Raw genomic sequence first — 21,765 nt, 5'->3', positions numbered from 1 at the left:
TGAGAGACGGCAACAACGGTCACCCTGGGACAAACAGGCAGCGTTGCGAGGGAACGTCGGCCGGCATCGCCGACCCCGGCTGACGTCGCTGAAGCACCCCTCAGGAGGGAAAATCGGAAGTCTGGACCCACTGGGCAATCAACTGCTCCTGTCGTACCAGCCGATAGCGGCTTGTCTCGCAGGGGTGGCGCCGGTACTGATCCTTGAGGCTTTCAAGCCTGGAGACCAGCGAGTGGTAGACGGGATGATTTTTGTTCATGACCTGGGCAGAAAGGTATCGATATCGTATTGAAAATTAATCAATGCAAGGCTTGAGAGCGGAGGACGGCTCAGACGGCAAGGCTGAAGCCTGGGGCCCACTGGGAGATCAGTTGCTCCTGGCGGACAACCCGGTAGCGGTTGATTTCGTTGGGCAGACGGCTGTACTGCTCGTTGAGGGAGCGGAGCTGCTCCAGCAGCGCATTCAGAACGGGATGGTCAGCGTTCATGGCTGGTGTCGATCTGTTGCCAAAACCTTAACTGAATCGGAAGGGGTGCAGCAGCATCGCCGCGTTCGGGTCAGCGAACCCCCATGGCGGCGCCCAAGCCCCGAATGTCCCCGTTTGGGGGGCGCGCGATGGCCGGCCATGAACGACAGTGGAAGGATCTCTGCGGGGCCTGCCCCGAAGGATGGCCGATGAGCGCCCGATCGCTTCCAGCGTCCCTGCCGAAGGCCACGATTCCGAAAGTCACCATCGGTGAACTGGAGGCCAACTATTCGATGTATTGCAAGGCCTTGCGCCTTTTGGTCCGGGAAGGACGAACCCTGAAGAAGATCCAGCGAACGGTCTGCTGGCACCGCCTCGAGCAGCTGCACCAGTGCCTGCCGAGCCAGTACAAGGACCCGGACTACCTCTTTCTGTTGTTGCGCCGCGAAACCAACCGCAAGGCGGCGGGCCTCCCCTGTCCCACCTGAGCCGACCCGGAGGTTCCGGTAGCAACCGTCACAACGGTCAGTTCCAAGGACCTTCACCATGCCTGAGCGGAAGTTGCTTCTAGGGTTCCGATCCCCCACAGCTGGCTCTGCCATCCGTGGAAGGGATGCCTGGTCCGAGAGAAGCACATTCACTGTTTTGTGTGGCCCACGCCTTCGAAACAGCGAGTGGCACGGAGGGACAAAAGCCCGGGAGACCGCCCCATTTCCACCCGTGCCCAGAGGTCTGAATGAACGAACCGTCCAGCGGCAGTGCAGCTGATGCGGCCGATGCGTTTGCGAGGGGCGGTCACCCTGCCGGCAGCGAAGGGGCCCGGGCCCTGGAGAAAGAAGCCGCCCTGCCCCTGACGGGCTGGCAACAGGAGGTTGACCAGGGCCTTCGCTACGGCCTGGAGGCGGCCAGCAGCATCGTCGATCGGCGCATCTCCACCTTCTCCCGCGGTGAGCTGCCCCACTACGCGGGCATCAACACCTTCATGAAGGCCCCGTATCTGGAGGATGTGAACCGGGTCGGGGAGTTTGACGTCGCGGTGGTGGGCGTGCCCCACGACAGCGGCACCACCTACCGCCCCGGCACCCGCTTCGGCCCCCAGGGGATCCGGCGCATTTCAGCCCTGTACACCCCCTACAACTACGAAATGGGGGTCGACCTGCGCGAGCAGATCACCCTCTGTGACGTGGGTGACATCTTCACCATCCCCGCCAACAACGAAAAGAGCTTCGACCAGATTTCCAAAGGCATCGCCCACGTGTTCGCCAGCGGCGCCTTCCCGATCATCCTGGGCGGCGACCACTCGATCGGCTTCCCCACCGTCCGGGGCGTCTGCCGCCACCTCGGCGACAAGAAGGTGGGCATCATCCACTTCGATCGCCACGTCGACACCCAGGAGACCGACCTCGACGAACGCATGCACACCACCCCGTGGTTCCATGCGACCAACATGGCCAACGCCCCGGCCCAGAACCTGGTGCAGCTGGGCATCGGCGGCTGGCAGGTGCCGCGCGAAGGGGTGAAGGTCTGCCGCGAACGGGGCACCAACGTGCTCACCGTCACCGACATCTGCGACATGGGCCTGGAGGCGGCGGCCAAGTTCGCCATCGAACGGGCCACCGACGGCACCGACTGCGTCTACATCTCCTTCGACATCGACTGCATCGATGCCGGGTTCGTGCCGGGCACCGGCTGGCCCGAGCCGGGGGGGCTGCTGCCGCGGGAAGCCCTGAAGCTGCTGGAGCTGATCGTGCGCAACGTGTCGGTCTGCGGCCTTGAGGTGGTGGAGGTCTCCCCCCCCTACGACGTCAGCGACATGACCTCCCTGATGGCGACCCGGGTGATCTGCGACACCATGGCTCACCTCGTGGTAAGCGGCCAGCTGCCCCGGAAGTCAGCCCCTGCCTGGCTTCACAGCGACTGCAACATGCAGGTTGACCGCGCCTGGAGATAGGGGGGTGCACGAAGTCGACATGACCCGCTGCCTGCTCCTCTCCATGCACGAATGGAAGCAGCAGCACGCTCCCCGGGTGCCCCTGGTGGATCGGGTCCACCTTGAGGTGGGCACCTTCACCTGCGTCGAACCCGACCAGCTGGTGGTCACCTGGTCCGATGCCGTGAAGGGCACCTGGCTCGACGGGTCCGAACTGGTGATCGAGTCGGTCCTCCTGGTGGGTCGCTGCGTCCGCTGCCAGGCCTCCTACAGCCCCGATCCAGCCGACGGCTTCCGCTCCCCCTGCTGTCAGCACCCGATGGAGGAGATCGTCAGCGGCCGCGAGCTCCGGATCCGCTCCGTCGCCTACGGCTTCGACACCGCCCCTTCCGCCTCCACCGCACCGCCCACCGCTTCCCGTCCCACAGCCGCCCGCTGATCCGCCATGCACATGCCCCTCGAAGACACCCTCGGTCTCAACCTGCTGGCGGCCAACCAGCACCGGGCCGACCACAACCGCGAGCACTTCGACGCCTGGAACCTGCTCTGTCTCAACGTGATGAGCAGCCCTGGCGCCGGCAAGACCTCCCTGCTGGAGCGCAGCCTGGCCGCGCTCTCCAGCCGCTGGGCCATGGCTGTGCTCGAAGGCGACATGACCACCCTGCTCGATGCCGAGCGGCTGGAGGCCGTGGGGATTCCGGTGGTGCCGATCACCACCGGCCGCGCCTGCCACCTCGATGCCGCCATGGTGAGCGGTGGGCTGAAACTCCTGCAGCAGCGGCTGGACCCGACCGGGCTGGATCTGCTCTGGGTGGAAAACGTGGGCAACCTGGTCTGCCCCGCCGAATTCGCTATCGGTGAGCACCGCAAGGTGGCCCTCCTGAGCGTCACCGAAGGCGACGACAAGCCGCTCAAGTACCCGGTCATGTTCCGGGAAGCCGACTGCGTGCTGATCACCAAGGTGGATCTGCTGCCCCACCTGCCGGTGGATGTGGAGCGGATCGAAGCCCACATCCGCCAGGTGAATCCCCGCTGCGCCGTGTTCCGCCTTTCCGCCACCACCGGAGAGGGCTTCGAGGCCTGGCACGACTGGCTCGACGCCCAGCGCCAGGCCGTCCAGTCCTCCCCCGCCCTGCTGCACGCCTGATGAGTCACCAGCATCCCGCCTCCGATCCCACCACGGCCCTGCAGGCCGACCTGCGCTCCAAGGGGGTCCGCTACGCCCTGGCGAGCTTCGTCGACCTGCACGGCGTCAGCAAGGCCAAGGCCGTGCCCCTGGAGCACCTGGGCCAGATGATGGCCGGCTCCGAGTTGTTCACCGGGGCGGCCCTCGACGGGGTTCCCCAGGAGGTGAGTGACGACGAGGTGGCCGCCGTCCCCGATCCCGCCAGCGTCACCGTGCTGCCCTGGCAACGGGAGGTGGCCTGGTTCGCCAGCGACCTGCATCTGCACGGCCAGCCCTTCGACGCCTGCAGCCGCCACATCCTCGGCCGCGTCCGCCAGGAGGCCGCCGCCATGGGCTTCCGCTTCAACCTCGGCATCGAAACCGAGTTCTTCGTGCTCAAGAAGGGCGCGGCGGGCGGCTGGGTGCCCTACAGCGACCGCGACACCCTCGACAAACCCGCCTACGACGTGCGCGGCCTGCTCGACAACCTGCCCTGGCTGGACGAGCTGGTGCAGGCGATGAACGATCTGGGCTGGGGGGTCTATTCCTTCGATCACGAAGATGGTCCTGGCCAGTTTGAAACCGACTTCGATTACGCCGAAGTTCTCACCATGGCCGATCGGCTCACCTTCTTCAAGCTGATGGCGAAGGAGATCGCCCATCGCCATGGGCTGCTGGCCACCTTCATGCCCAAGCCCTTCGGCGATCGCACCGGCAGCGGCGCCCATTTCAACATGTCCCTGGCGGATGGGCAGACGGGCGCCAACCTGTTCGCCACCCCCGAAGCGACCCCGGGGAAGGTCACCCGGCTGGCGGAGCACTTCATCGCCGGCGTGCTCCGCCACGCAGCCGCCATCTGCGCGGTGATCGCTCCGACGGTGAACAGTTACAAGCGATTGGTGGCGCAGGGGAGCATGTCGGGCTTCACATGGGCTCCGGTTTTCGTGTGTTACGGCAACAACAATCGCACCAATATGCTGCGCATTCCCTCACCGGGCGGACGGGTGGAATGCCGGGCCGCTGACATCTCCTGCAACCCCTATCTTGGCGCCGCCCTGATGCTCGCAGCCGGGCTGGAAGGGATCCGCGAAGAACTCGATCCCGGCGCGCCCAATCTGGTCAATGCTTACACACTCAGCGCAGCGGAACGGGCCGAACGGGGCCTGACGATGCTGCCGCGAACCCTCGGGGAGGCCGTCGATGCTTTCGCCCAGGATCCACTTGCCCAAAGCGTATTCGGTGATGCCATGTTCAAGGCATTTATCACCTATAAAAGAGAAGAGTGGGAGTCTTACCACTCTGCGGTTTCCGAATGGGAGCAGCAGCGTTATCTGGAGTTCTTCTGACGCCCTCTCCACAAGCGGTCCTGCGATCACCGGCCTACCACGTGATCAGCCAGATCGCCAAAGTCAGTCCGGATTCCCATCTCCTGACGCCACCCTTTCCCCGATTCCTCTGATGCTGAAGTTTTCCTTGATTCGTCGTCAACGCCGGGCTCTTTCCCTCGCTCTGGTGGCCACCCTCGGGGGAGGATTGCTGGCTGGATGTCAGCAACCAGTGAGTCAGGACGCGCCGGTGAAGATCGGCTACAGCGCCTGGCCAGGCTGGTTCCCATGGAAAGTCACTGAGGCCAAGGACCTGTTCAAGGCTCAGGGTGTGTCGGCCTCGATGCAGTGGTTCGACGGCTACCTCGACTCCATCAATGCCCTCAACGCCGGCCAGCTTGACTGCAACAGCCAGACCCTCAACGACACCATCAGTTCCGTGGCTGGCGGTGCGGATCTGCAGGTCGTGCTGCAGAACGATTTTTCCACTGGAAATGATCAGATCATCGCCGCAGCGGAAATCACCACAATCCCTGGATTGAAGGGTAAGAAGGTGGCCGCCGAGGAAGGCACCGTCGACCACTTCCTGCTGCTGAAGGTGCTCAAGGAGGCGGGGCTCTCCGCCAAGGACATCACCTTCGTCCCCCTGGAAACCGGCGCCGCTGCTGCGGCCTTCGCCGCCGGCAAGGTGGATGCGGCGGGCGTCTATGCCCCCTTCACCACCCAGGCCCTGAAGCGTCCCGGCAGCCGGGCCCTGGCCACCTCCAAGGACCATCCGGGAGCGATCAGCGATCTGCTCGTCTGCCGCACCGACTTCGTCGCCAAGAATCCCGAAAAGGTTCAGAAGATCGTCAACGCCTGGTTCGCCACGCTCAAGACCATCAAGGACGATCCCGCCGGCACCCTGCCGATCCTGGTGGAGCGCTCCGGTGTCAGCGAGGCGGAGTTCAAGGCGTACAACGCCGGCACCACCATCCAGACCCTTGAGGAAAATCGCAGCAACTTCAAACAGGGCACCACGATGCTGTCGCTGCCCTATGCCGCCGAGCAGATCAGCGCCTTCCTGGTGGAAACGGGCCTGGCCAAGACCAAGCCTGACCTGACCAACCTGCTGAATTCCCAGTTCGTCGACAACGCTCCTTGACCGCCATGGTCCGGTCTCCTGCTCTGCGCCGCTTCTTCCATCACCCCTGGGTCCTGGGGGTGTTCGGCATCCTCACGGTCTTTGTGGTGTGGTTCCTGACCACCTCCAGTGGCATGGTCGACAAGCTCTTCCTGCCCGGGCCAGGGGCGGTGTGGCTGGCGGGCAGCGACCAGTTCCAGCAGGGGATTCTGGTCAAGGACGCCATCGCCAGCATCCAGCGGGTCTTCCTGGGATTCGTGATCTCCGCCGGGCTGGCTTTGCCGATCGGCATCGCCATGGGCACGAACCGAACGATCTGCTATCTCCTCGAGCCGCTGATGGGGTTGATCCGGTACATGCCCGCGCCGGCCTTCATTCCCCTGCTGATCATCTATTTCGGTCTGGAAGAGCTGCCCAAGGTGATGCTCATCTTCATCGGCACCTTTTTCTTCAACACCCTGATGATCATGGATGCGGTGAAGTTCGTTCCCTCCGAACTGGTGGAAACGGCCCTCACTCTGGGCGGCCGGGGTCTGCCGATCCTCACCAGGGTGGTGGCCCCCTTCATTGCCCCCCAGGTGCTCGACACCTACCGGATCAACATGGCGTCGGCCTGGAATCTGGTGATCGTTGCCGAACTGGTGGCGGCCAACGAGGGCCTGGGAAAACGCATCAGCCTGGCCCAGAGATTCCTGCGCACCGATGAGATTTTCGTCGGCCTGATCGTGATCGGCCTGATCGGCTTGATCATCGATCTCGGCTTCCGATTCCTGATGCGTCGGGCCTGTTCCTGGGCCAACTGAACCCCATGCATCTCCAGGTTTCCAACGTCTCCAAGAGCTTCGGTGAGGGGCGTGATCGCAAGCTCGTCCTCGAGGACATCAGCTTCGAACTGGTGTCCGGCCAGTTCATGGCCATGGTGGGAAGCTCGGGGTCGGGCAAATCCACCGTGATGCGCTTGATCGCCGGTCTGGAGCGGCCCAGTGCGGGCACCATCCACCTGGATGGTGAGCTGGTCAGGCGCCCCGGCTCCGACCGGGGCATGGTGTTCCAGAAGTACAGCCTCTACCCCTGGCTCACGGCGGCCCAGAACGTCGCCTTCGGCCTGTCGCTCCAGGGCAGGGGCAAGGCCGAGATCCGGGAGCGGACCGCCTACTTCCTCGACGTCGTCGGCCTGGCGGACGCAGCCCGGCTGCTGCCGCGGGAACTCTCCGGGGGGATGCAGCAGCGGGTGGCGATCGCCCGGGCCCTGGCCACCGAGCCGAAGGTGTTGCTGCTGGATGAGCCCTTCGGGGCGCTGGATCTGCAGATCAGGGAGTCCATGCAGGAGTTCCTCCACGACCTCTGGAAGACCACGGGGCTCACGGCCCTGCTGATCACCCACGACATCGAGGAAGCCCTGCTCCTCGCCGGCACGGTTCATATCATGGCGCCGCGGCCCGGCAGGATCGTTCACACCGTGGCCGTGCAGCTGGATCGCACCGATCTGCGCCACCTGCGGGTGTCCCAACCCTTCCTGGAACTGCGCGAGGAACTGGCGGGCCGCCTGCGCAGTCTCGACGGCTCCCTGCTCTGAGCGCGCCCTTCGATGCCGTCCGCCGCCACAGCCGCATTCCTGCCGCCGGAGCTCTACTCCTCCGAGGCCGTCGCCGCCCTTGAGCGGGAGCACGTCGCATCGCGCTTCTGGCATCCGATCGCTGCCGCCGCCGATCTGCCCCCGGGCCATGTCCGGGCGGTGGAGCTGCTGGGACTGCCGGTGCTGCTCTGCCGTGACACCGACGGCATCCTGCGCGCCTTCCGCAACCGTTGTCCCCACCGGGCCGTGGCCTTCCGGGAGCCGGCCGAGGGGACCGTGGCCTGCCGCAGACTGGTGTGTCCTTACCACGGCTGGACCTACGACCTGGGCGGAACGCTGCTGGCGGCCGCCCGGGAATCAGAGTTCGTCGAACCGTTCGATCGCGAAGCCTGGCCGCTGGAGGCTCTCGGCTGCCAGGTGCGGGCCTCCCTGATCTGGGTGGCCCTCGGTGCCGATCCGATCCCCCTCGACGACCAGCTCGATCTGCCGCTGCAGGAAGCCGCCGTTGCCCTGGCCCTGCCCCGGGTGTCCCTGGCCTTCCACAGGCAAACCCTGGCCTGCAACTGGAAGATCGCCCACGACAACACCCTCGACGACTACCACGTCGCCATCGCCCATCCCACCACCCTGCACCGGATGCAGGGGCCGGTGCGCCACTACAGCCATCGCTTTGGCACCTGGGCCAACGTGCTGGCCACCCCCTGGCTCCAAGGGGAGGCCGAATTTCTCACCTTCGGGCTGCCGCCCTGGAACCACCTGCTGCTGTGGCCTGACGGACGCCTGGCCCTGATCCAGTTTCTGCCCAACCATCTGGACAGCTGCACCATGCAGGTGTGGCTGCTGGGCCCGCAGGAGCGCCAGGGAGAAGGGCAAGCCCTGATGGCGGAGATGGTGCAGTTCCTCGCCGAGGACCGCGCGCTGGTGGAATCCGCCCAGCGGGGGTACGGGGAGGGGTTCCGCACCGGGCCTCCGCATCGGCTGGAGGCCCGGATCCTGCACCAGCAGGCGATCTACGCGGCGTTGCTGGAGCCCTGGTACGCATCGGGGCGGATGCCCAGATAGACGGCTTCTTTGAACAGGGCCCGCTTGGCCTCCGCGTCCTGGCGCTGCTCCGCGATGGCGTAGCGGGCACGCAGGGAGGCCACCAGAACAGCCTGACGGGGATCGACCGCGGCAGAGGAAGGGGTGGTGGCAGGGGCCTCGATCGGGGCGTCGATCAGATCCATCACAACGTAACTGTGTTCACTTTGAACACATCTTATCGCCGTCTCCGGCTATCGGCTGCCGACGCAACCACTGCGCCATCGCCGTGTTGATCGACAGCAGATCGGCCACCGGCTGGTCGGTGAAGGGCAGGGTGGGCATGTAGCCGTCAGGGCCGAATTCGGGTGTGAAACTCACCGGCGGTGCCCCCCGCTGCAGCGCCCGGTCGGTGAACAGTTGCCAGCAGGCCAGGTGGGCCGCCAGGGCCTCGGCATGTTCGGGGGCGAAGGGATGGGACACCTGCGGACCCTGGGCATGGCCCACCCGGGCATGGATGTGGTCGACCCGATCGGCCATCACCTGCACCGGTTCCAGCTCCGGTGTCATCAGCCGCTCGGCCACCACGCACCAATGGCTCAGATCCGCCGTGAGCCGCAGCCCGGGCAGGGCGTCCAGCAGGGGGGCGATGGTCCAGGGCATCCCCAGGCAGCGGGATCGGTGGGTTTCAAAACTCACCGCCAGGCCCGTGGCCTCCGCCAGCGTCTGCGCCTCGGCCAGGAAGGAGGTTTGCCGCGCCAGCGGCCAGGCATCGCTGCCGGTAAGCACGGTGACCCGGTGGGGCTGCAGCCCGACGCATCCGTGGAGCAGCTCAGCCAGTTCCGCCAGGTGTTGCTCCGGCGTGAACCCCAGCTGCGGCACGTAGTCGCCGCCGGTGACCACCTCCAGCACCAGGGGCCTGCCGCAATCCCGCAGGCGAGCGGGGCTGTCCGCGTCGGCCAGCAGGCAGGGATGGCGGATGTTCAGCTCCAGGCCATCGAAGCCCCCGCGCTCGGCCGTCTCCAGGGCCAGGGGCAGGGAGCCTTGGAAGCCCCAAAGAGAAAAGAACAGAAGGGACGTCACCGGACCGGCCTCAGGCGCCTTCCACTCTTCCCTGCCGCAGGGCGAGGACGGGTAACCGGTTGCACCAGCCGCCACACCCGGTTCAAATGTTCAGGGCGAACGGTGACGGGTCGACCGCGAGCGGGACAGTGGTCGCTGGCTTTCCTTTTTCGCAGGCCAGCTGCGCCCTTCGTGACCGTTTCACCCTCCTCCGCACCTGCGGCGACCGGCCCGGGAGCAGCCTCGGCGTTGCTGTCAGGCTCCCTGCTGCAGCGTCTCAACGAACGTCGCGATGGGCCCGGCTGGCGGCGGCTGGCCTCCCATCTCTCGTTGCTGGCGGCGGGCGCCTTGCTCTGGGGATGCCCGGCGTTGCCCGCGCTGCCCACCGCGGCCCTCTGGGCCCTGCGGCTGGTGGGTCTGCTGCTCCTGGGCTGGGGTCTGGCCTTCGGCTTCTGCGCCATGCACGAGTGTGGTCACCGCACCGCCTTTGCCAGCAAGGGCGCCAACGACGCCGTGGCCTGGTGGGCCGGTGTACTCAGCTTCTACAACGCTGATTACTACCGCCGCTACCACCAGTGGCACCATCGCTTCACCCATCAGCCGGGCCTCGATCCCGAGCTGGAGCAAGCGCCCGCCAGCACCCTGGCCGGTTACCTGCTGGAGCTCAGCGGCCTGCCCTGGTGGATCGGCAAGGTCCGGGGCCACACCGCCGGCCTGCGTGCTGACTTCGGCGGCAGGCCCTACATCCCCGCCGAGGCCGCGGCGGCGGTCACCCGCTCGATCCGGCTCCAGTTCGGTGTTTACGCCGTGCTGCTGGCGGCCTCCCTCTGGCAGGCCAACGGCGCCCTGTTCTGGTTCTGGCTGCTGCCCCTGGCCGTTGGCCAGCCCCTGTTGCGGTTCGTGCTGATGGCCGAACACGGCGGCTGCAGCACGGACACCGACGGCCTCAGGAACACCCGCACCACCCTCACCCTGGGGCCCCTGCGCTGGCTGATGTGGGAGATGCCGTTCCACGTCGAGCACCACCTCTACCCCTCGCTGCCCTTTCACGCCCTCGCCGAGGCCCACGGCCATCTGGCCCCCCAGCTGGTGCACACAGGCCAGGGCTACCTGGCGGTGCACCGCAGCTTCCTGCAGGACCCCGCCCAGCTCGCCCTCCCCTGAGTCCCGATCCCTTGCCACCCACCCCCGCGCCCCCGCGCCGCTTCGCGCTCGGGGATTTCCCCCTCGCCGGCGGGGGGCGGATTGCCGCTGCCTCACTCGACTACCGGGTCTACGGAAGCCTGGCCGAGGACCACTCCAACCTGGTGCTTTACCCCAGCTCCTATGGCGCCTGGCCGGAGGACATCGACTGGGTGGTGGGTCCGATCCTCGATCCGGAGCGCTGGTGCGTGGTGCTGGTGAGCCAGTTCGGCAACGGCCGTTCCAGCAGCCCGAGCAGCGGTGATCCGGGGCTGGCCGGCGGCCGCTGGCCCGTCGATCACCGCGACAACGTGGCCGCCCAGCGACGGCTGCTGGAGGAGGTGTTCGCGGTGACCTCCCCCGCCCTGATCTATGGCTGGTCGATGGGGGCCCAGCAGGCCTACCACTGGGCGGTGCTGGAGCCGGAGCGAACCCAGCGGATCTGCTGTGTCTGCGGCACGGCGCGCACCACAGCCCACAACCGGGTGTTCCTGCTCAGCCTCCGCCAGGCCCTCACCGCCGATCCGAGCTGGGATGGACAGCGCTTCCGGGATGCGCCGGAGCAGGGGTTGCGCACCTTTGCCCTGATCTACGCCAGTTGGGCCGCCAGCCAGCCCTTCTACCGCCGCGGTGCCCATCACCAGCTGGGTTACGCCAGCGTCGAGGCCTACGTGGAGGAGTCCTGGCTGCCGGCCTACCGCCGCCACGACCCCCACGACCTGCTGGCAATGCTGGACGTCTGGCTGGCGAACGACGTGGCCGCCGCCGCGGGGCTCGCCACGGGGGACGCCGAGGCCGACCTGGCCGTAGCTCTGGGCCGGATCCGGGCCCGCACCACCGTAATCGCCGGTCGCCACGACCTCTACTTCACCCCCGAGGACTGCGGAGCCGAGGCTGCCCTGATCAGCGGTGCCCACTTCGAGGTCCTGGAGTCCGACCTGGGGCATCGGGCCGGCAATCCGCGCGACGCCCCGGCCGAGCAGTGCCAGTTGCGGGCCGCCGTGGACCGGCTCTGCGGCGGCTGACGTCGCCAAGGCCCCCCGTCCCCCATCCCCCTCACCACCGACCGATGACCGACCTGGCTCGCTTCGCCGCCACCCATGGCATCCGGCACTTCCTGTTCTCGTTCTGCGATCTGTTCGGGGTGCAGCGGGCCAAGCTGGTGCCGGCCGCCGCGGCGGCCGAACTGGCCCGTTCCGGGGCCGGCTTCGCCGGTTTCGCCGCTTGGCTGGACATGACGCCGGCCGACCCGGACGTGCTGGCGATCCCCGATCCCACCAGCCTGATGGTGCTCCCCTGGCAGAAGGAGGTGGCCTGGGTGGCCACCGATCTGCAGGTGGAAGGCGTGACGCTGGAGCAGTCCCCCCGGCGGGTGCTGCAACGGCAGATCGCCCGGGCGGCTGCCCGGGGCCTGCAGTTTCGCAGTGGCGTGGAGGCGGAGTTCTTCCTGATGGACCCGGAACAGGACGCCATCGCTGATGGCCTCGATCGGCAGTCGAAGCCCTGCTACGACCAGCTGGCCCTGATGCGCCACTACCCCCTGATCAGTGAGCTGCTCGAGGGCATGGAGCGCCTCGGCTGGGGGCCCTACCAAGCCGATCACGAAGACGCCAACGGCCAGTTCGAGCTCAACTGGACCTATGCCGAATCCCTGCTGACCGCCGACCGCCATGCCTTCTTCCGGGTCATGGCGGCTGCCCTGGCTGAACGCCATGGCGTGCGGGTGAGCTTCCAGCCCAAGCCGATCCCGGCCCTCACCGGTAACGGCGCCCACCTGCACGCCTCCCTCTGGGACGAAGCGGGCCACAACGTCTTTCACGACCCGACGGGGGAGAAGGGCCTGTCGGAGGTCGCCTATCAGTTTCTCGCCGGCCTGCTGGCCCACGCCCCGGCCCTGTGCGCTCTCACCAATCCGGTGGCCGGCAGCTACCGGCGCCTGGCCCGCTCCGTCACCAGCTCCGGTGCCACCTGGTCGCCGTCCTGGATCAGCTACGGCGGCAACAACCGCACCCACATGGTGCGCATCCCCGACGACCAGCGGATCGAACTGCGCCTCGGTGACGGTGCCGCCAACCCCTACCTGCTCCAGGCCGCCGTGCTGGCGGCGGGGCTCGACGGCATCGAACGCCGCCTCGACCCTGGCCCCCGCAGCGACCTGAACACCTATGTGCAGGCACCGGAGGGTGCTCCCTCCCTGCCCACCTGTCAGGCCGATGCCCTGGAGGCGTTCCGCCACGACGGACCGCTGCGTGACTCCCTGGGGGAGGCGTTCTGCACGGCCTACGAAGCCCTCGTCGCCCAGCGCAGCGATGGCTGAGATCGCCCGGGGCCCGTCGTCTCCGGGCCAGTGGAAGATCAGCAGAACTGCCTATAGCCAGGACGCTCCAGAAGGAAGACACTGACGATATCAACCAGGAGGCTCCAGCGATGGAAGAGACACCACCCGGTCAGATTTCAGGAGTTCGTTGACGGCAGGCCCCTGCTCCAACAGTCTTGTTCCCACCAACGGTTTCCCGTTCTCTTGCAGATCACCCGATGCATCGTTCAGGTGCCCACGGGTCTACGGAAACCAGCTCCTGGATGCCTCGGCCCCAGGTGCCACCGCTGGCAGCTCCGACTCCAAAAACCACCCCCCGGGGACTCCCACGGATCCCCATCTCAGCTGACCTCTTTTCGATGGCGCGTTTATGACGGCGTGGGCATCCTCGGCCCCGTTTCGTCATCACCCATCAACCGTCCCCAAGGACCTGATCGTCAGCCCTTCTGATCGTCCAAGCACACACCGACATCAGACCCAATCAACACAAGCCAGGAACGATCCCCGTTCCACCCCAAGCCCGGCTCCCCTGGACGCCGGGCTTTTTCACGGGGGACGCTGGCGTGGAGGGGGGCCGCGGCCGGGACCGGTGCAAACCACCTAGGTTTGCTTAACAATTGGACAGGGTCGATGACGCGCTTGCCCTGGGCCGTGTTGCTGCTGACCTTGCTGGGTGCCCGCTACCTGAGCTGGCGCCTCAGCGCGTCCCTCAACCTGGCCACCCCCCTGTCCACCACGTTGAGCCTGCTGACGCTGGCTGCCGAACTGGTGCTGCTGGCCGGCTTCTTCCTGCAGCTCTGGTTCACCCTGCTGCCCCAGCGGCCCGCGCCTGCCGCAGGCCCGATCCCGATGCCGGCCCCGGCGATCGATGTGCTGGTGCCCAGCTGTGGGGAACCGGCCGATCTTGTGGAACGCTGCCTGCGGGGCTGCCTGGCGATGGACTACCCGGCGCTGACGGTCTGGCTGCTGGACGACGCCGGGCGGCCGGAGCTGGCGGAACTCTGCGACCGCCTCGGCTGCCGCTATCTCGCCCGGGAGGACCACGCCCACGCCAAGGCCGGCAACCTCAACCACGGTCTGCGCCACTGCCAGGGCGATCTGGTGGCGGTGTTCGACGCCGATGTCGTGCCCCTGCGGCCGTTCCTGAGCCGCACGGTCGGCCTGTTCACAGATGCGTCCGTGGGGTTCGTTCAGACCCCCCAGAGCTACATGAACGCCGATCCGGTGATGCGCAACCTGCGCCTGGAGCGCTGGTTGCTGCCGGATGAGGAGAGCTTCTACCGCTGGATCCAGCCCACCCGCCAGAACCTCAATGCGGTGGTCTGCGCCGGCACCTCCTTCGTGATGCGGCGCGATGCACTCGAGCGGGTGGGGGGCTTTGAAACGGCCACCCCCTCGGAAGATCTCGCCACCGGCATCCGGATCACGGCCGCGGGCTACCGCAACCACTACGTCTCGGAAAAGCTGAGCGCCGGCCTGGCCCCGTTCACGGCGGCGGCCATGGCCCGGCAACGCTGCCGCTGGGGCAGCGGTTCGCTGCAGACCTTGCGCACGGGCGCCGACCCGCTGCGGATCCCCGGGCTCAGTCCCCTCCAACGGCTGGCCTACAGCGAGGGGATCCTGCACTGGTTCAGCTTCCCGGCCCAGCTGGTGCTGCTCTGCACGCCGCTCAGCCTGGGCCTGTTGGGGATTGCCCCGATCCTCATCGGCGGGGAAGCGCTGGTCAGCGTTGCCCTGCCGTTCTTCCTCTGCCAAGTGCTGCTCACCCGCTGGCTGAGCGGCCATGCCCGCGCGGCGATCCTGCCCGAGCTCTACCGCTGGATCTTCCTGCTGCCGATCTGCGCCGCCGTGGTGTCCACGGCCCTGGGGCGGCCGCGCCGGTTCCGGGTCACCCCCAAGGCGGTGGCCGGCATCGGAGCCACCGGCCCCGATGTGGGCCTGCTGCTGCCGCTTCTGGTGCTGCTCGGCCTGCAACTTCTGGCCTTGGGCAACCTGGCGTCGGGTCGGCAGCCGCTGCTGGCGGGCCAGGGGGCGGCGCTGCCGGTCTCGGCCACCACCCTCGGGGTGCTGCTGGGCTGGAGCCTGCTCAACGGTCTGCTGCTGCTGCTGGCGATCCGGAGCTGCTGGGATCGGCCCCGGAGTGATGGGGTGCCCTGGTTTGCCCTGTCCCTGCCGGTCCGGCTGCACCACCAGGGGGGGATGGTGCCGGGACGGCTGCAGGCGATCAGCGCCACGGGCGCCGAACTCAGCCTGGAGAGCGGAGTTGATTCCAGGCGTCTGGAGGCGAGCGGCCCCCTGACCCTGGAGGGCCTGCTGCCGGGTCAAACACTGCCGTTCGTGCCGGTGGCCCAGCGCGCCGCAGCCGTGGGCGGAACCTGGGGACCGCTCACGCCCTTGCTGCGGGATCAGCTCGAGACCTTGCTCTACCGACGCGAGGGTCTGTGGCCCACCCTGCGGGCTCCCTTCGAGCTGCGCACCCTGCCGCTGGTGCTGCTGCGAACCCTGCAGCGGATCAGGCCGGAGAGCTGGTTCCGCCGCAGCCTCATTCCCCAGCTTCCACCGCTCGAGGCACTGCCGCTCCCCAGGCATGCAGACCGTCCAGCACGGGCAGCAGTGCCTGACCACGTTCAGTGAGTCCGTACTCCACCCGGGGCGGCACCTCGCTGAAGACGCGACGCCACACCACGGCATCAGTCTCCAACTCCCGCAGCTGGGCCGTCAGCACCTTATGGCTCACCCCCACCAGCGACCGCTGCAAGGACGAGAAGCGGCGCACTCCGCCACTGAGCTCGCGCACGATCATCAACTTCCAGCGTCCACGCATCACCCGCAGGGCCAGTTCCGCCGGGCAGACCTGGGGATCACCGCTGTTGCCAAGATCGTCGAGAAAGGTCGTCACGGGTACGGGGGTGACCAGCGGGTGACCCAGGCACCATTCGGTGCGTTCTTGTCAGGCACGGTGCGCGTCCGCCAGAGTCTTGCCATGACCTTAACGATCCCTTCCGGTCCAGGGTGTCTCCATGGCCCCATGCCGGTCTCCGCACGATGAGCGGCCTGTTCACCCCCCTGACGGTGGGTCGCCTGGAGCTGCCCAACCGGGTGCTGATGGCTCCCCTCACCCGCGGTCGCGCCGAACCTGGCCACGTCCCGGGCCCACTGATGGCCACCTACTACCAGCAGCGTGCCAGCGCCGGTCTGGTGATCGCCGAGGCCACGATGGTGATGGAGGGCAACTCCGCCTTCTGGCATGAACCCGGCATCCATTCGCCGGCCCAGGTGGAGGGCTGGCGACTCACCACCGAGGCGGTCCACGCCGCCGGTGGGCGGATCGTGCTGCAGATCTGGCACGGCGGTCGGGCCTGTCACCCCCTGCTCAACGACGGCCGTCAGCCGGTGGCACCGAGCCCGATTGCCATCACCGGCGACGAGGTGCACACCCCCGAGGGGAAACAGCCCTATGTCGAGCCCCGGGAGCTGGCCGATGACGAACTGCCGACGATCGTGGCCGGGTTCCGGCTGGCCGCCCGCAACGCCACCGCCGCCGGCTTCGACGGGGTGGAAGTGCATGGCGCCAATGGTTATCTGCTCGACGAGTTCCTGCGGGACGGCAGCAACCGGCGCAGCGGTCCCTATGGGGGACCGATCGGCAACCGGGCCCGACTGTTGCTGGAGGTGCTGGAGGCCGTGCAGCACGAATCCCCCCTGGTGGGCCTGCGGATCTCTCCGCTGAACAGCTTCAACGCCATGAGCGACAGCGACCCGCTCGGACTGTCCAGCTGGCTGGCGGAGCGGCTGAATGGAACGGGGCTGGACTATCTGCACGTGATGCGGAGTGACTTCCTCGGCCAGCAGCACGGCGACGTGCTCACCCCGATCCGGGCCGCCTTCCGTGGGGTGCTGGTGGGGAACATGGGCTACAGCGCCGAGGAAGCCAACGCCGCCATCGCCGCCGGCCAGCTCGATGCGGTGGCCTTCGGCAACGCTTTCCTGGCCAACCCGGACCTGCCCGAACGGTTCCGCCGTGGCGCCCCCCTGCAGGATCCCGATCCAGCCACCTACTACACCGCCGGTCCTGCCGGCTACACCGACTATCCCTTCCTGGAGCCCGCCTGACATGGCCCCCGATCTTCTGGTGCTGAGCGCCAGCAACGGCGACAACCTGGCCCTGTCGCAACGGTTTGCAGGCGCGGCCCGCGCCCGCGGCATGCGGGCCGACGTGCTCGACCTCACGGACCTCTCCCTGCCGCTCTACAACCCCCGCACCCATGCCGAAGCCGGCCTTCCCGCCGAGGTGGGCCCGCTCAGCCAGGCTCTCGGAGCCGCCCCCCGCTGGGTGATCTGCGCCCCCGAGTACAACGGCTCGCTGCCCCCGGTGCTGACCAGCGCCATCGCCTGGCTCTCGGTCCAGGGGGAGGGGTTCCGCAGCCTGTTCAACGGCCGGCCGATCGCGATCGCCACCCATTCCGGCGGGCCCGGGGTGGAGGTGCTGGCCGTGCTGCGCATCCAGCTGGCCCACCTCGGGGCCCATGTGGTCGGCCGCCAGCTCTCCTGCAGCCGCCAGAATCCCGCCAAGGACAGCAGCATCGACGACATCGTGCACCGCCTCCAGCGGATGGAACCGATCCAACCCTGAGCCACCTCACCCCATGACCCTTGTCTTCCGGCCTGCCTCGGAGCGCTTCCATAGCCAGCTCGACTGGCTGGACAGCTGGCACAGCTTCTCCTTCTCCCACCATCACGATCCGGCCTGGATGGGCTTTGGTCCGCTGCGGGTGATCAACGACGACACGATCGCCGCCGGCCGTGGCTTCGGCATGCATCCGCACCGGGACATGGAGATCGTCACGGTGATGGTGGACGGCCAGCTCAACCACCGCGACTCCATGGGCCACAGCGAGGTGCTTCGGGCCGGAGAGGTGCAGGCGATGAGTGCCGGCACCGGCGTGGTGCACAGCGAGATGAATCAGGGCGAGCGTGCCTGCCGTCTGCTGCAGATCTGGATCGAACCGGGCCGCGAGGGCCACGCCCCCGCCTATCGCCAGGAGCCGTTCGAGCTCGGCCCCGGCTGGACGCCGCTGCTGGATCCGGACGAACGTCAGGGGGCTCTGGCCATCAACCGGCCGGTGCGCCTCTGGCGGGCACAGCCTGCGGCAGGAGAGCGTCTGGCGCTGGCGATCGCCCCAGGGACCTCTGGCTGGTTGCAGCTGATCTCTGGCCAGGGGACGGCCTTCGGCCAGCCATTGCAGCGGGGCGATGGCCTCGGCTTTCCGGCGGCCCGAGCCGACAGCTTCGAGGCCAGCGCCGATGGGGCTGATCTGCTGCTGTTCGAGCTGCGCTGAGCGGAGCGGGCTGGCACGGTGGTCCACTTCCTCGCCACGGCACCAGGATGGGGACAACAGCCGGACGTCATGGCCCGTTTTCTGCTCCTTTTCCGGCCCCGGCTGCCGCTGCCGCCACCTGAACTCATCGGCCAGCTCGATCCCCTGATCCAGCGCTTCCACGCCGACGTGGAACATCGCTCCCCCGCCCACCTCAGCGCCATGGTCCGGGGGGAGCACGAGATGCTGCGGCTGCAACTGATCGCCGACGTGCAGGCCAAGGCAGATGGGCCTGTGCTGGAACTGGTGCTGATGAGCCGGGAAGCCATGGGGGCCGGCGCGCCCCACACCAAGCAAGTGTTCGAGACGCTGGTGGCGATCGCGGGCCAGGTGATGCCGGACTTTGAGCTGGTGTTTCGATCCGACCGAGACGGCGCCCTGCCCGACCGCAACTGAGACAATGACAGGGATGCAGACCCTCCTGACGACCCCGGCCGCCCTGGCGGAACTCCAGCCACCACGGGGCTATCGCGTCCTGGCCTGGCTCGGACTGGTGGCCAACCTGCTGGTCCTGCCACTGGGCCTGGCGGCGATCCTTCTCACCAGCGTCTGGAGAACGGCCAATGTCGTGGTGTACACCAGCGCCGTGCTGCCCGCGGTGGCCCTCGGGGTGGTGGCCTGCGTCGCGTTGCTGAAGTGGCGGCTGTGGGGCCAGGTGCTGGCGATCGTGGCGCTGTCGCTGGATCTGGCGATCGAGATGGCCTACGGCATCGTGCGGATGACCCTGATGGGCGAGGAGCGCCTGCTGCTGGCCGTGGCCGCCCCCCTGGCCTGGGGCCTGACCCTGGCGGCGCTGGTGTTCTGGTGCCGGCCGGCGATCCGCTCCTACCTGAGCTGAAGGGTCGCCCCGAGCCACCGGTCAACCTGCCGTTCTGTATCAACGGCACCACCGATGGCCCCCGGCACAAGGATTGGATACCCCTCAGCCGAATCCAAGCCTCTCCAATGCCCAGCCCCCAACGCTTCGCCGCCCTGCAGGAGATTCACAGTCGTCTTCCGGTGGTGACGCCTCCCATCGAGTCCCTCGATGACCTCTGGGCCAGCGACGTGTTCAGCCTGGCCAAGATGAAGGCAGCCCTGCCCAAGGACATCTTCAAGTCGGTGCAGCGCACCATCCGGGAGAGCGGCAAGCTCGACGTCTCGGTCGCGAACGTGGTGGCCCAGGCGATGAAGGAATGGGCCACCGGCCGCGGCGCCCTCTACTACGCCCACGTCTTCTACCCGCTCACCAACGCCACCGCTGAGAAGCACGACGGTTTCATCTCGGTGCAGGGCGATGGCTCGGTGATCACTGAGTTCACCGGCAAGGTGCTGGTCCAGGGCGAGCCCGACGGCTCCTCGTTCCCGAGCGGCGGCATCCGCACCACCTTTGAGGCCCGTGGCTACACCGCCTGGGATATCACCAGCCCGGCCTTCCTGATGGAGACCCCCAACGGTCTCACGCTCTGCATTCCCACCGTCTTCATCTCCTGGACCGGTGAGGCCCTTGACAAGAAGACCCCGCTGCTGCGTTCCAACGCCGCCATGAACAAGCAGGCCCAGCGCCTGCTGCGGCTGCTCGGTGAAACCGATGTGGCCCCGGTCAACTCCAGCTGCGGTGCCGAGCAGGAGTACTTCCTCATCGACAGCGCCTACGTGCCCCTGCGGCCCGACCTGCTGCTGGCCGGCCGCACCCTGTTCGGCAAGCCCTCCGCCAAGGGCCAGCAGTTCGACGACCACTACTTCGGCGCCATCCCGCAGCGGGTACAGGTGTTCATGCAGGACGTGGAACGCCAGATGTACAAGCTGGGCATCCCCGCCAAGACGCGCCACAACGAAGTCGCCCCCGGCCAGTTCGAGCTCGCCCCGTTCTTCGAGGCGGCCAACGTGGCCACCGACCACCAGCAGCTCACGATGACCATCCTCAAGAGCACGGCGCGGCGCCACGGGATGAACTGCCTGCTGCATGAGAAACCCTTCGAAGGCATCAACGGTTCCGGTAAGCACGTCAACTGGTCGGTGGGCAATGCCACCCAGGGCAACCTGCTGGATCCGGGCAACACTCCCCACGAGAACATGCAGTTCCTGCTGTTCTGCGGCGCCGTCATCCGCGGGGTGCACCTTTACGGTCCGCTGCTGCGGGCCGTCGTGGCCACGGCGGGCAACGACCACCGCCTTGGCGCCAACGAGGCCCCTCCGGCGATCATCTCGATGTACCTCGGCAGCCAGCTCGAGGATGTGTTCCGCCAGATCAAGGACGGCGACGTGACCGGCTCCACCCATGCCGGCGTCATGCAGCTGGGCGTCGACACCCTGCCCGAGTTCCCCAAGGATCCCGGCGATCGCAACCGCACCTCCCCCTTCGCCTTCACCGGCAACCGCTTCGAGTTCCGTGCCGTCGGCTCCAACCAGTCGGTGGCGGGGCCCCTGGTGGCCATGAACACGATCCTGGCCGACTCTCTCGCCTACATGAGCGACCAGCTGGAGCAGAAGATGGCCGCGGGCGAAAGCCTGCCCGGTGCCGCCTTCTCCGTGCTCAAGCAGATCATGACCGACCACGGCAACGTGGTGTTCGGCGGTGACGGCTACTCCAGCGAATGGCACAGGATGGCCGTGGAGGAGCGGGGCCTGGAGAACCTGCCCACCACCGCCGATTCCCTGCCGGTTCTGCAACGGCCTGAAATCCGCGACCTCTTTGCCAGTCAGGGCGTTCTCAGCCCCCTGGAGCTGGAAAGCCGCTTCGAGGTCTACGCCGAGCAGTACGTGCTGGCCATCGACGTGGAGGCCAAACTGGCCGTGCAGATCGCCCAGACCCAGATCTACCCGGCCGCCATGCGCTACCTGGGTGAGCTGGCCAGTTCCCTGCAACTGCAGACGGCGATGGGCCTCCAGGTGTCGCCGGAAACCCAGCAAAAGGTCGCGTCCCTGAGCGCCAAATCGATGGAACTCAGCAATGCGCTGGAAAGTGCCATCAGCCAGGCCCCCCACGGCACCATGGCCCACATGCGCTATTCGGCCGACACCCTGATGCCCCTGATGCACCAGCTGCGGGAGGCGGTCGATGGCCTCGAGGCGGTGGTTGACGACAACCTCTGGCCCCTGCCCTCCTATCAGGAGATGTTGTTCATCCGCTGAGCCTCCCCGGCGCTGCAAGGAAAGGGTCCTTCGGGGCCCTTTTTTTTTGCCCCTCAGGGGGGAGGACCTCACGTTCTGCACGCTTGGTTCCCTTCGGCACAGTCGA

24 protein-coding genes and 1 riboswitch are annotated in these 21,765 nt (G+C 67.3%); of the genes, 19 read left to right on the top strand and 5 right to left on the bottom strand.

Translation table 11 applies throughout. The features are described 5' to 3' along the window. Nucleotides 1–100: 100 nt before the first annotated feature. Together VB739_RS02945 and VB739_RS02940 are read right to left on the bottom strand one after the other, a co-directional pair. Nucleotides 101–259 carry a hypothetical protein gene (locus VB739_RS02945; protein ID WP_323355638.1) on the bottom strand — a complete coding sequence of 53 codons (159 nt, stop codon included), beginning with the start codon at nt 257–259 and terminating at the stop codon, nt 101–103. A gap of 70 nt (nt 260–329) precedes the next feature. After that, the gene (locus tag VB739_RS02940) at nt 330–488 is read right to left on the bottom strand and encodes a hypothetical protein (RefSeq protein WP_323355637.1); all 159 of its coding nucleotides are present in this window, start codon (nt 486–488) and stop codon (nt 330–332) included. A gap of 188 nt (nt 489–676) precedes the next feature. On the opposite strand from VB739_RS02940, the gene VB739_RS02935 reads away from it, so the two are divergent. From VB739_RS02935 to VB739_RS02895, 9 genes are all read left to right on the top strand, one after another. After that, nucleotides 677–955: a DUF3136 domain-containing protein gene (locus tag VB739_RS02935; RefSeq protein WP_254958104.1), complete on the top strand. Its 279-nt coding sequence runs from the start codon at nt 677–679 to the stop codon at nt 953–955. 68 nt (nt 956–1,023) lie between these two features. Further along, a riboswitch (guanidine-I (ykkC/yxkD leader) is annotated at nt 1,024–1,171 on the top strand. A 32-nt stretch (nt 1,172–1,203) separates the two neighbouring features. After that, on the top strand, nt 1,204–2,418 hold the full coding sequence (gene speB, locus VB739_RS02930) for an agmatinase (RefSeq protein WP_323355636.1): 1,215 nt from the start codon (nt 1,204–1,206) through the stop codon (nt 2,416–2,418). 19 nt (nt 2,419–2,437) lie between these two features. Further along, the gene (locus tag VB739_RS02925; RefSeq protein ID WP_323355635.1) at nt 2,438–2,836 is read left to right on the top strand and encodes a hydrogenase maturation nickel metallochaperone HypA; all 399 of its coding nucleotides are present in this window, start codon (nt 2,438–2,440) and stop codon (nt 2,834–2,836) included. Between the two features lie 6 nt (nt 2,837–2,842). Further along, nucleotides 2,843–3,544: a hydrogenase nickel incorporation protein HypB gene (gene hypB, locus VB739_RS02920; RefSeq protein ID WP_323355634.1), complete on the top strand. Its 702-nt coding sequence runs from the start codon at nt 2,843–2,845 to the stop codon at nt 3,542–3,544. Further along, nucleotides 3,544–4,908: a type III glutamate--ammonia ligase gene (gene glnT / locus VB739_RS02915; protein WP_323355633.1), complete on the top strand. Its 1,365-nt coding sequence runs from the start codon at nt 3,544–3,546 to the stop codon at nt 4,906–4,908. The genes hypB and glnT (VB739_RS02915) overlap by 1 nt, the downstream gene beginning before the upstream one ends. Before the next feature lie 112 nt (nt 4,909–5,020). Next, nucleotides 5,021–6,031 carry an ABC transporter substrate-binding protein gene (locus tag VB739_RS02910; RefSeq protein ID WP_323355632.1) on the top strand — a complete coding sequence of 337 codons (1,011 nt, stop codon included), beginning with the start codon at nt 5,021–5,023 and terminating at the stop codon, nt 6,029–6,031. Between the two features lie 5 nt (nt 6,032–6,036). Further along, nucleotides 6,037–6,813 carry an ABC transporter permease gene (locus VB739_RS02905; RefSeq protein ID WP_323355631.1) on the top strand — a complete coding sequence of 259 codons (777 nt, stop codon included), beginning with the start codon at nt 6,037–6,039 and terminating at the stop codon, nt 6,811–6,813. Between the two features lie 5 nt (nt 6,814–6,818). Beyond that, entirely contained in the window at nt 6,819–7,586 is a 768-nt protein-coding gene (locus VB739_RS02900; protein ID WP_323355630.1) for an ABC transporter ATP-binding protein, read from the top strand. Between the two features lie 12 nt (nt 7,587–7,598). Further along, nucleotides 7,599–8,648 carry an aromatic ring-hydroxylating dioxygenase subunit alpha gene (locus VB739_RS02895; protein ID WP_323355629.1) on the top strand — a complete coding sequence of 350 codons (1,050 nt, stop codon included), beginning with the start codon at nt 7,599–7,601 and terminating at the stop codon, nt 8,646–8,648. Here VB739_RS02895 and VB739_RS02890 read toward each other — a convergent pair. Both VB739_RS02890 and VB739_RS02885 read right to left on the bottom strand, forming a co-directional pair. Next, complete coding sequence (locus VB739_RS02890) at nt 8,597–8,812, bottom strand: hypothetical protein (RefSeq protein ID WP_323355628.1); 216 nt, start codon at nt 8,810–8,812, stop codon at nt 8,597–8,599. The two genes, VB739_RS02895 and VB739_RS02890, sit on opposite strands and share 52 nt — an antisense overlap. A gap of 16 nt (nt 8,813–8,828) precedes the next feature. After that, on the bottom strand, nt 8,829–9,689 hold the full coding sequence (locus VB739_RS02885) for a sugar phosphate isomerase/epimerase (RefSeq protein WP_323355627.1): 861 nt from the start codon (nt 9,687–9,689) through the stop codon (nt 8,829–8,831). A gap of 228 nt (nt 9,690–9,917) precedes the next feature. On the opposite strand from VB739_RS02885, the gene VB739_RS02880 reads away from it, so the two are divergent. The 4 genes from VB739_RS02880 to VB739_RS02865 all read left to right on the top strand — a co-directional run bounded on the left by VB739_RS02880 (nt 9,918) and on the right by VB739_RS02865 (nt 15,801). After that, the gene (locus VB739_RS02880; RefSeq protein ID WP_323355626.1) at nt 9,918–10,832 is read left to right on the top strand and encodes a fatty acid desaturase; all 915 of its coding nucleotides are present in this window, start codon (nt 9,918–9,920) and stop codon (nt 10,830–10,832) included. 11 nt (nt 10,833–10,843) lie between these two features. Then, nucleotides 10,844–11,875: an alpha/beta fold hydrolase gene (locus VB739_RS02875; protein WP_323355625.1), complete on the top strand. Its 1,032-nt coding sequence runs from the start codon at nt 10,844–10,846 to the stop codon at nt 11,873–11,875. A 44-nt stretch (nt 11,876–11,919) separates the two neighbouring features. Further along, nucleotides 11,920–13,167 (top strand): type III glutamate--ammonia ligase, encoded by a 1,248-nt coding sequence (gene glnT / locus VB739_RS02870; protein WP_323355624.1) that lies wholly within the window; start codon nt 11,920–11,922, stop codon nt 13,165–13,167. A gap of 630 nt (nt 13,168–13,797) precedes the next feature. Next, a complete protein-coding gene (locus VB739_RS02865; RefSeq protein WP_323355623.1) occupies nt 13,798–15,801 on the top strand; it encodes a glycosyltransferase in 2,004 nt (667 codons plus the stop codon). Here the strand turns inward: VB739_RS02865 and VB739_RS02860 are convergent. Continuing rightward, a complete protein-coding gene (locus VB739_RS02860; protein WP_323355622.1) occupies nt 15,710–16,066 on the bottom strand; it encodes a helix-turn-helix domain-containing protein in 357 nt (118 codons plus the stop codon). The genes VB739_RS02865 and VB739_RS02860 overlap by 92 nt on opposite strands. 146 nt (nt 16,067–16,212) lie before the next feature. On the opposite strand from VB739_RS02860, the gene VB739_RS02855 reads away from it, so the two are divergent. The 6 genes from VB739_RS02855 to VB739_RS02830 all read left to right on the top strand — a co-directional run bounded on the left by VB739_RS02855 (nt 16,213) and on the right by VB739_RS02830 (nt 21,659). Next, nucleotides 16,213–17,280 (top strand): alkene reductase, encoded by a 1,068-nt coding sequence (locus tag VB739_RS02855; RefSeq protein WP_323355621.1) that lies wholly within the window; start codon nt 16,213–16,215, stop codon nt 17,278–17,280. A 1-nt stretch (nt 17,281) separates the two neighbouring features. Further along, nucleotides 17,282–17,800: an NAD(P)H-dependent oxidoreductase gene (locus VB739_RS02850; RefSeq protein WP_323355620.1), complete on the top strand. Its 519-nt coding sequence runs from the start codon at nt 17,282–17,284 to the stop codon at nt 17,798–17,800. A 13-nt stretch (nt 17,801–17,813) separates the two neighbouring features. Beyond that, a complete protein-coding gene (locus VB739_RS02845; protein ID WP_323355619.1) occupies nt 17,814–18,506 on the top strand; it encodes a pirin family protein in 693 nt (230 codons plus the stop codon). Nucleotides 18,507–18,575: 69 nt separating this feature from the next. Next, nucleotides 18,576–18,941, top strand: coding sequence for a hypothetical protein (locus VB739_RS02840; protein WP_323355618.1), 366 nt, complete (start codon nt 18,576–18,578; stop codon nt 18,939–18,941). 13 nt (nt 18,942–18,954) lie between these two features. Continuing rightward, nucleotides 18,955–19,383, top strand: coding sequence for a Hepatitis C virus core protein (locus tag VB739_RS02835; RefSeq protein ID WP_323355617.1), 429 nt, complete (start codon nt 18,955–18,957; stop codon nt 19,381–19,383). A 107-nt stretch (nt 19,384–19,490) separates the two neighbouring features. Continuing rightward, nucleotides 19,491–21,659 (top strand): glutamine synthetase III, encoded by a 2,169-nt coding sequence (locus VB739_RS02830; RefSeq protein WP_323306481.1) that lies wholly within the window; start codon nt 19,491–19,493, stop codon nt 21,657–21,659. Nucleotides 21,660–21,765: the final 106 nt, after the last annotated feature.

It is taken from the genome of Cyanobium gracile UHCC 0281, from assembly GCF_034931305.1.
In the GTDB taxonomy this organism is placed as follows: Bacteria; Cyanobacteriota; Cyanobacteriia; order PCC-6307; family Cyanobiaceae; genus Cyanobium; species Cyanobium gracile_A.
Note: the sequence above shows the minus strand (reverse complement) of the source record. Positions and strands in the feature narration are given on the sequence as shown.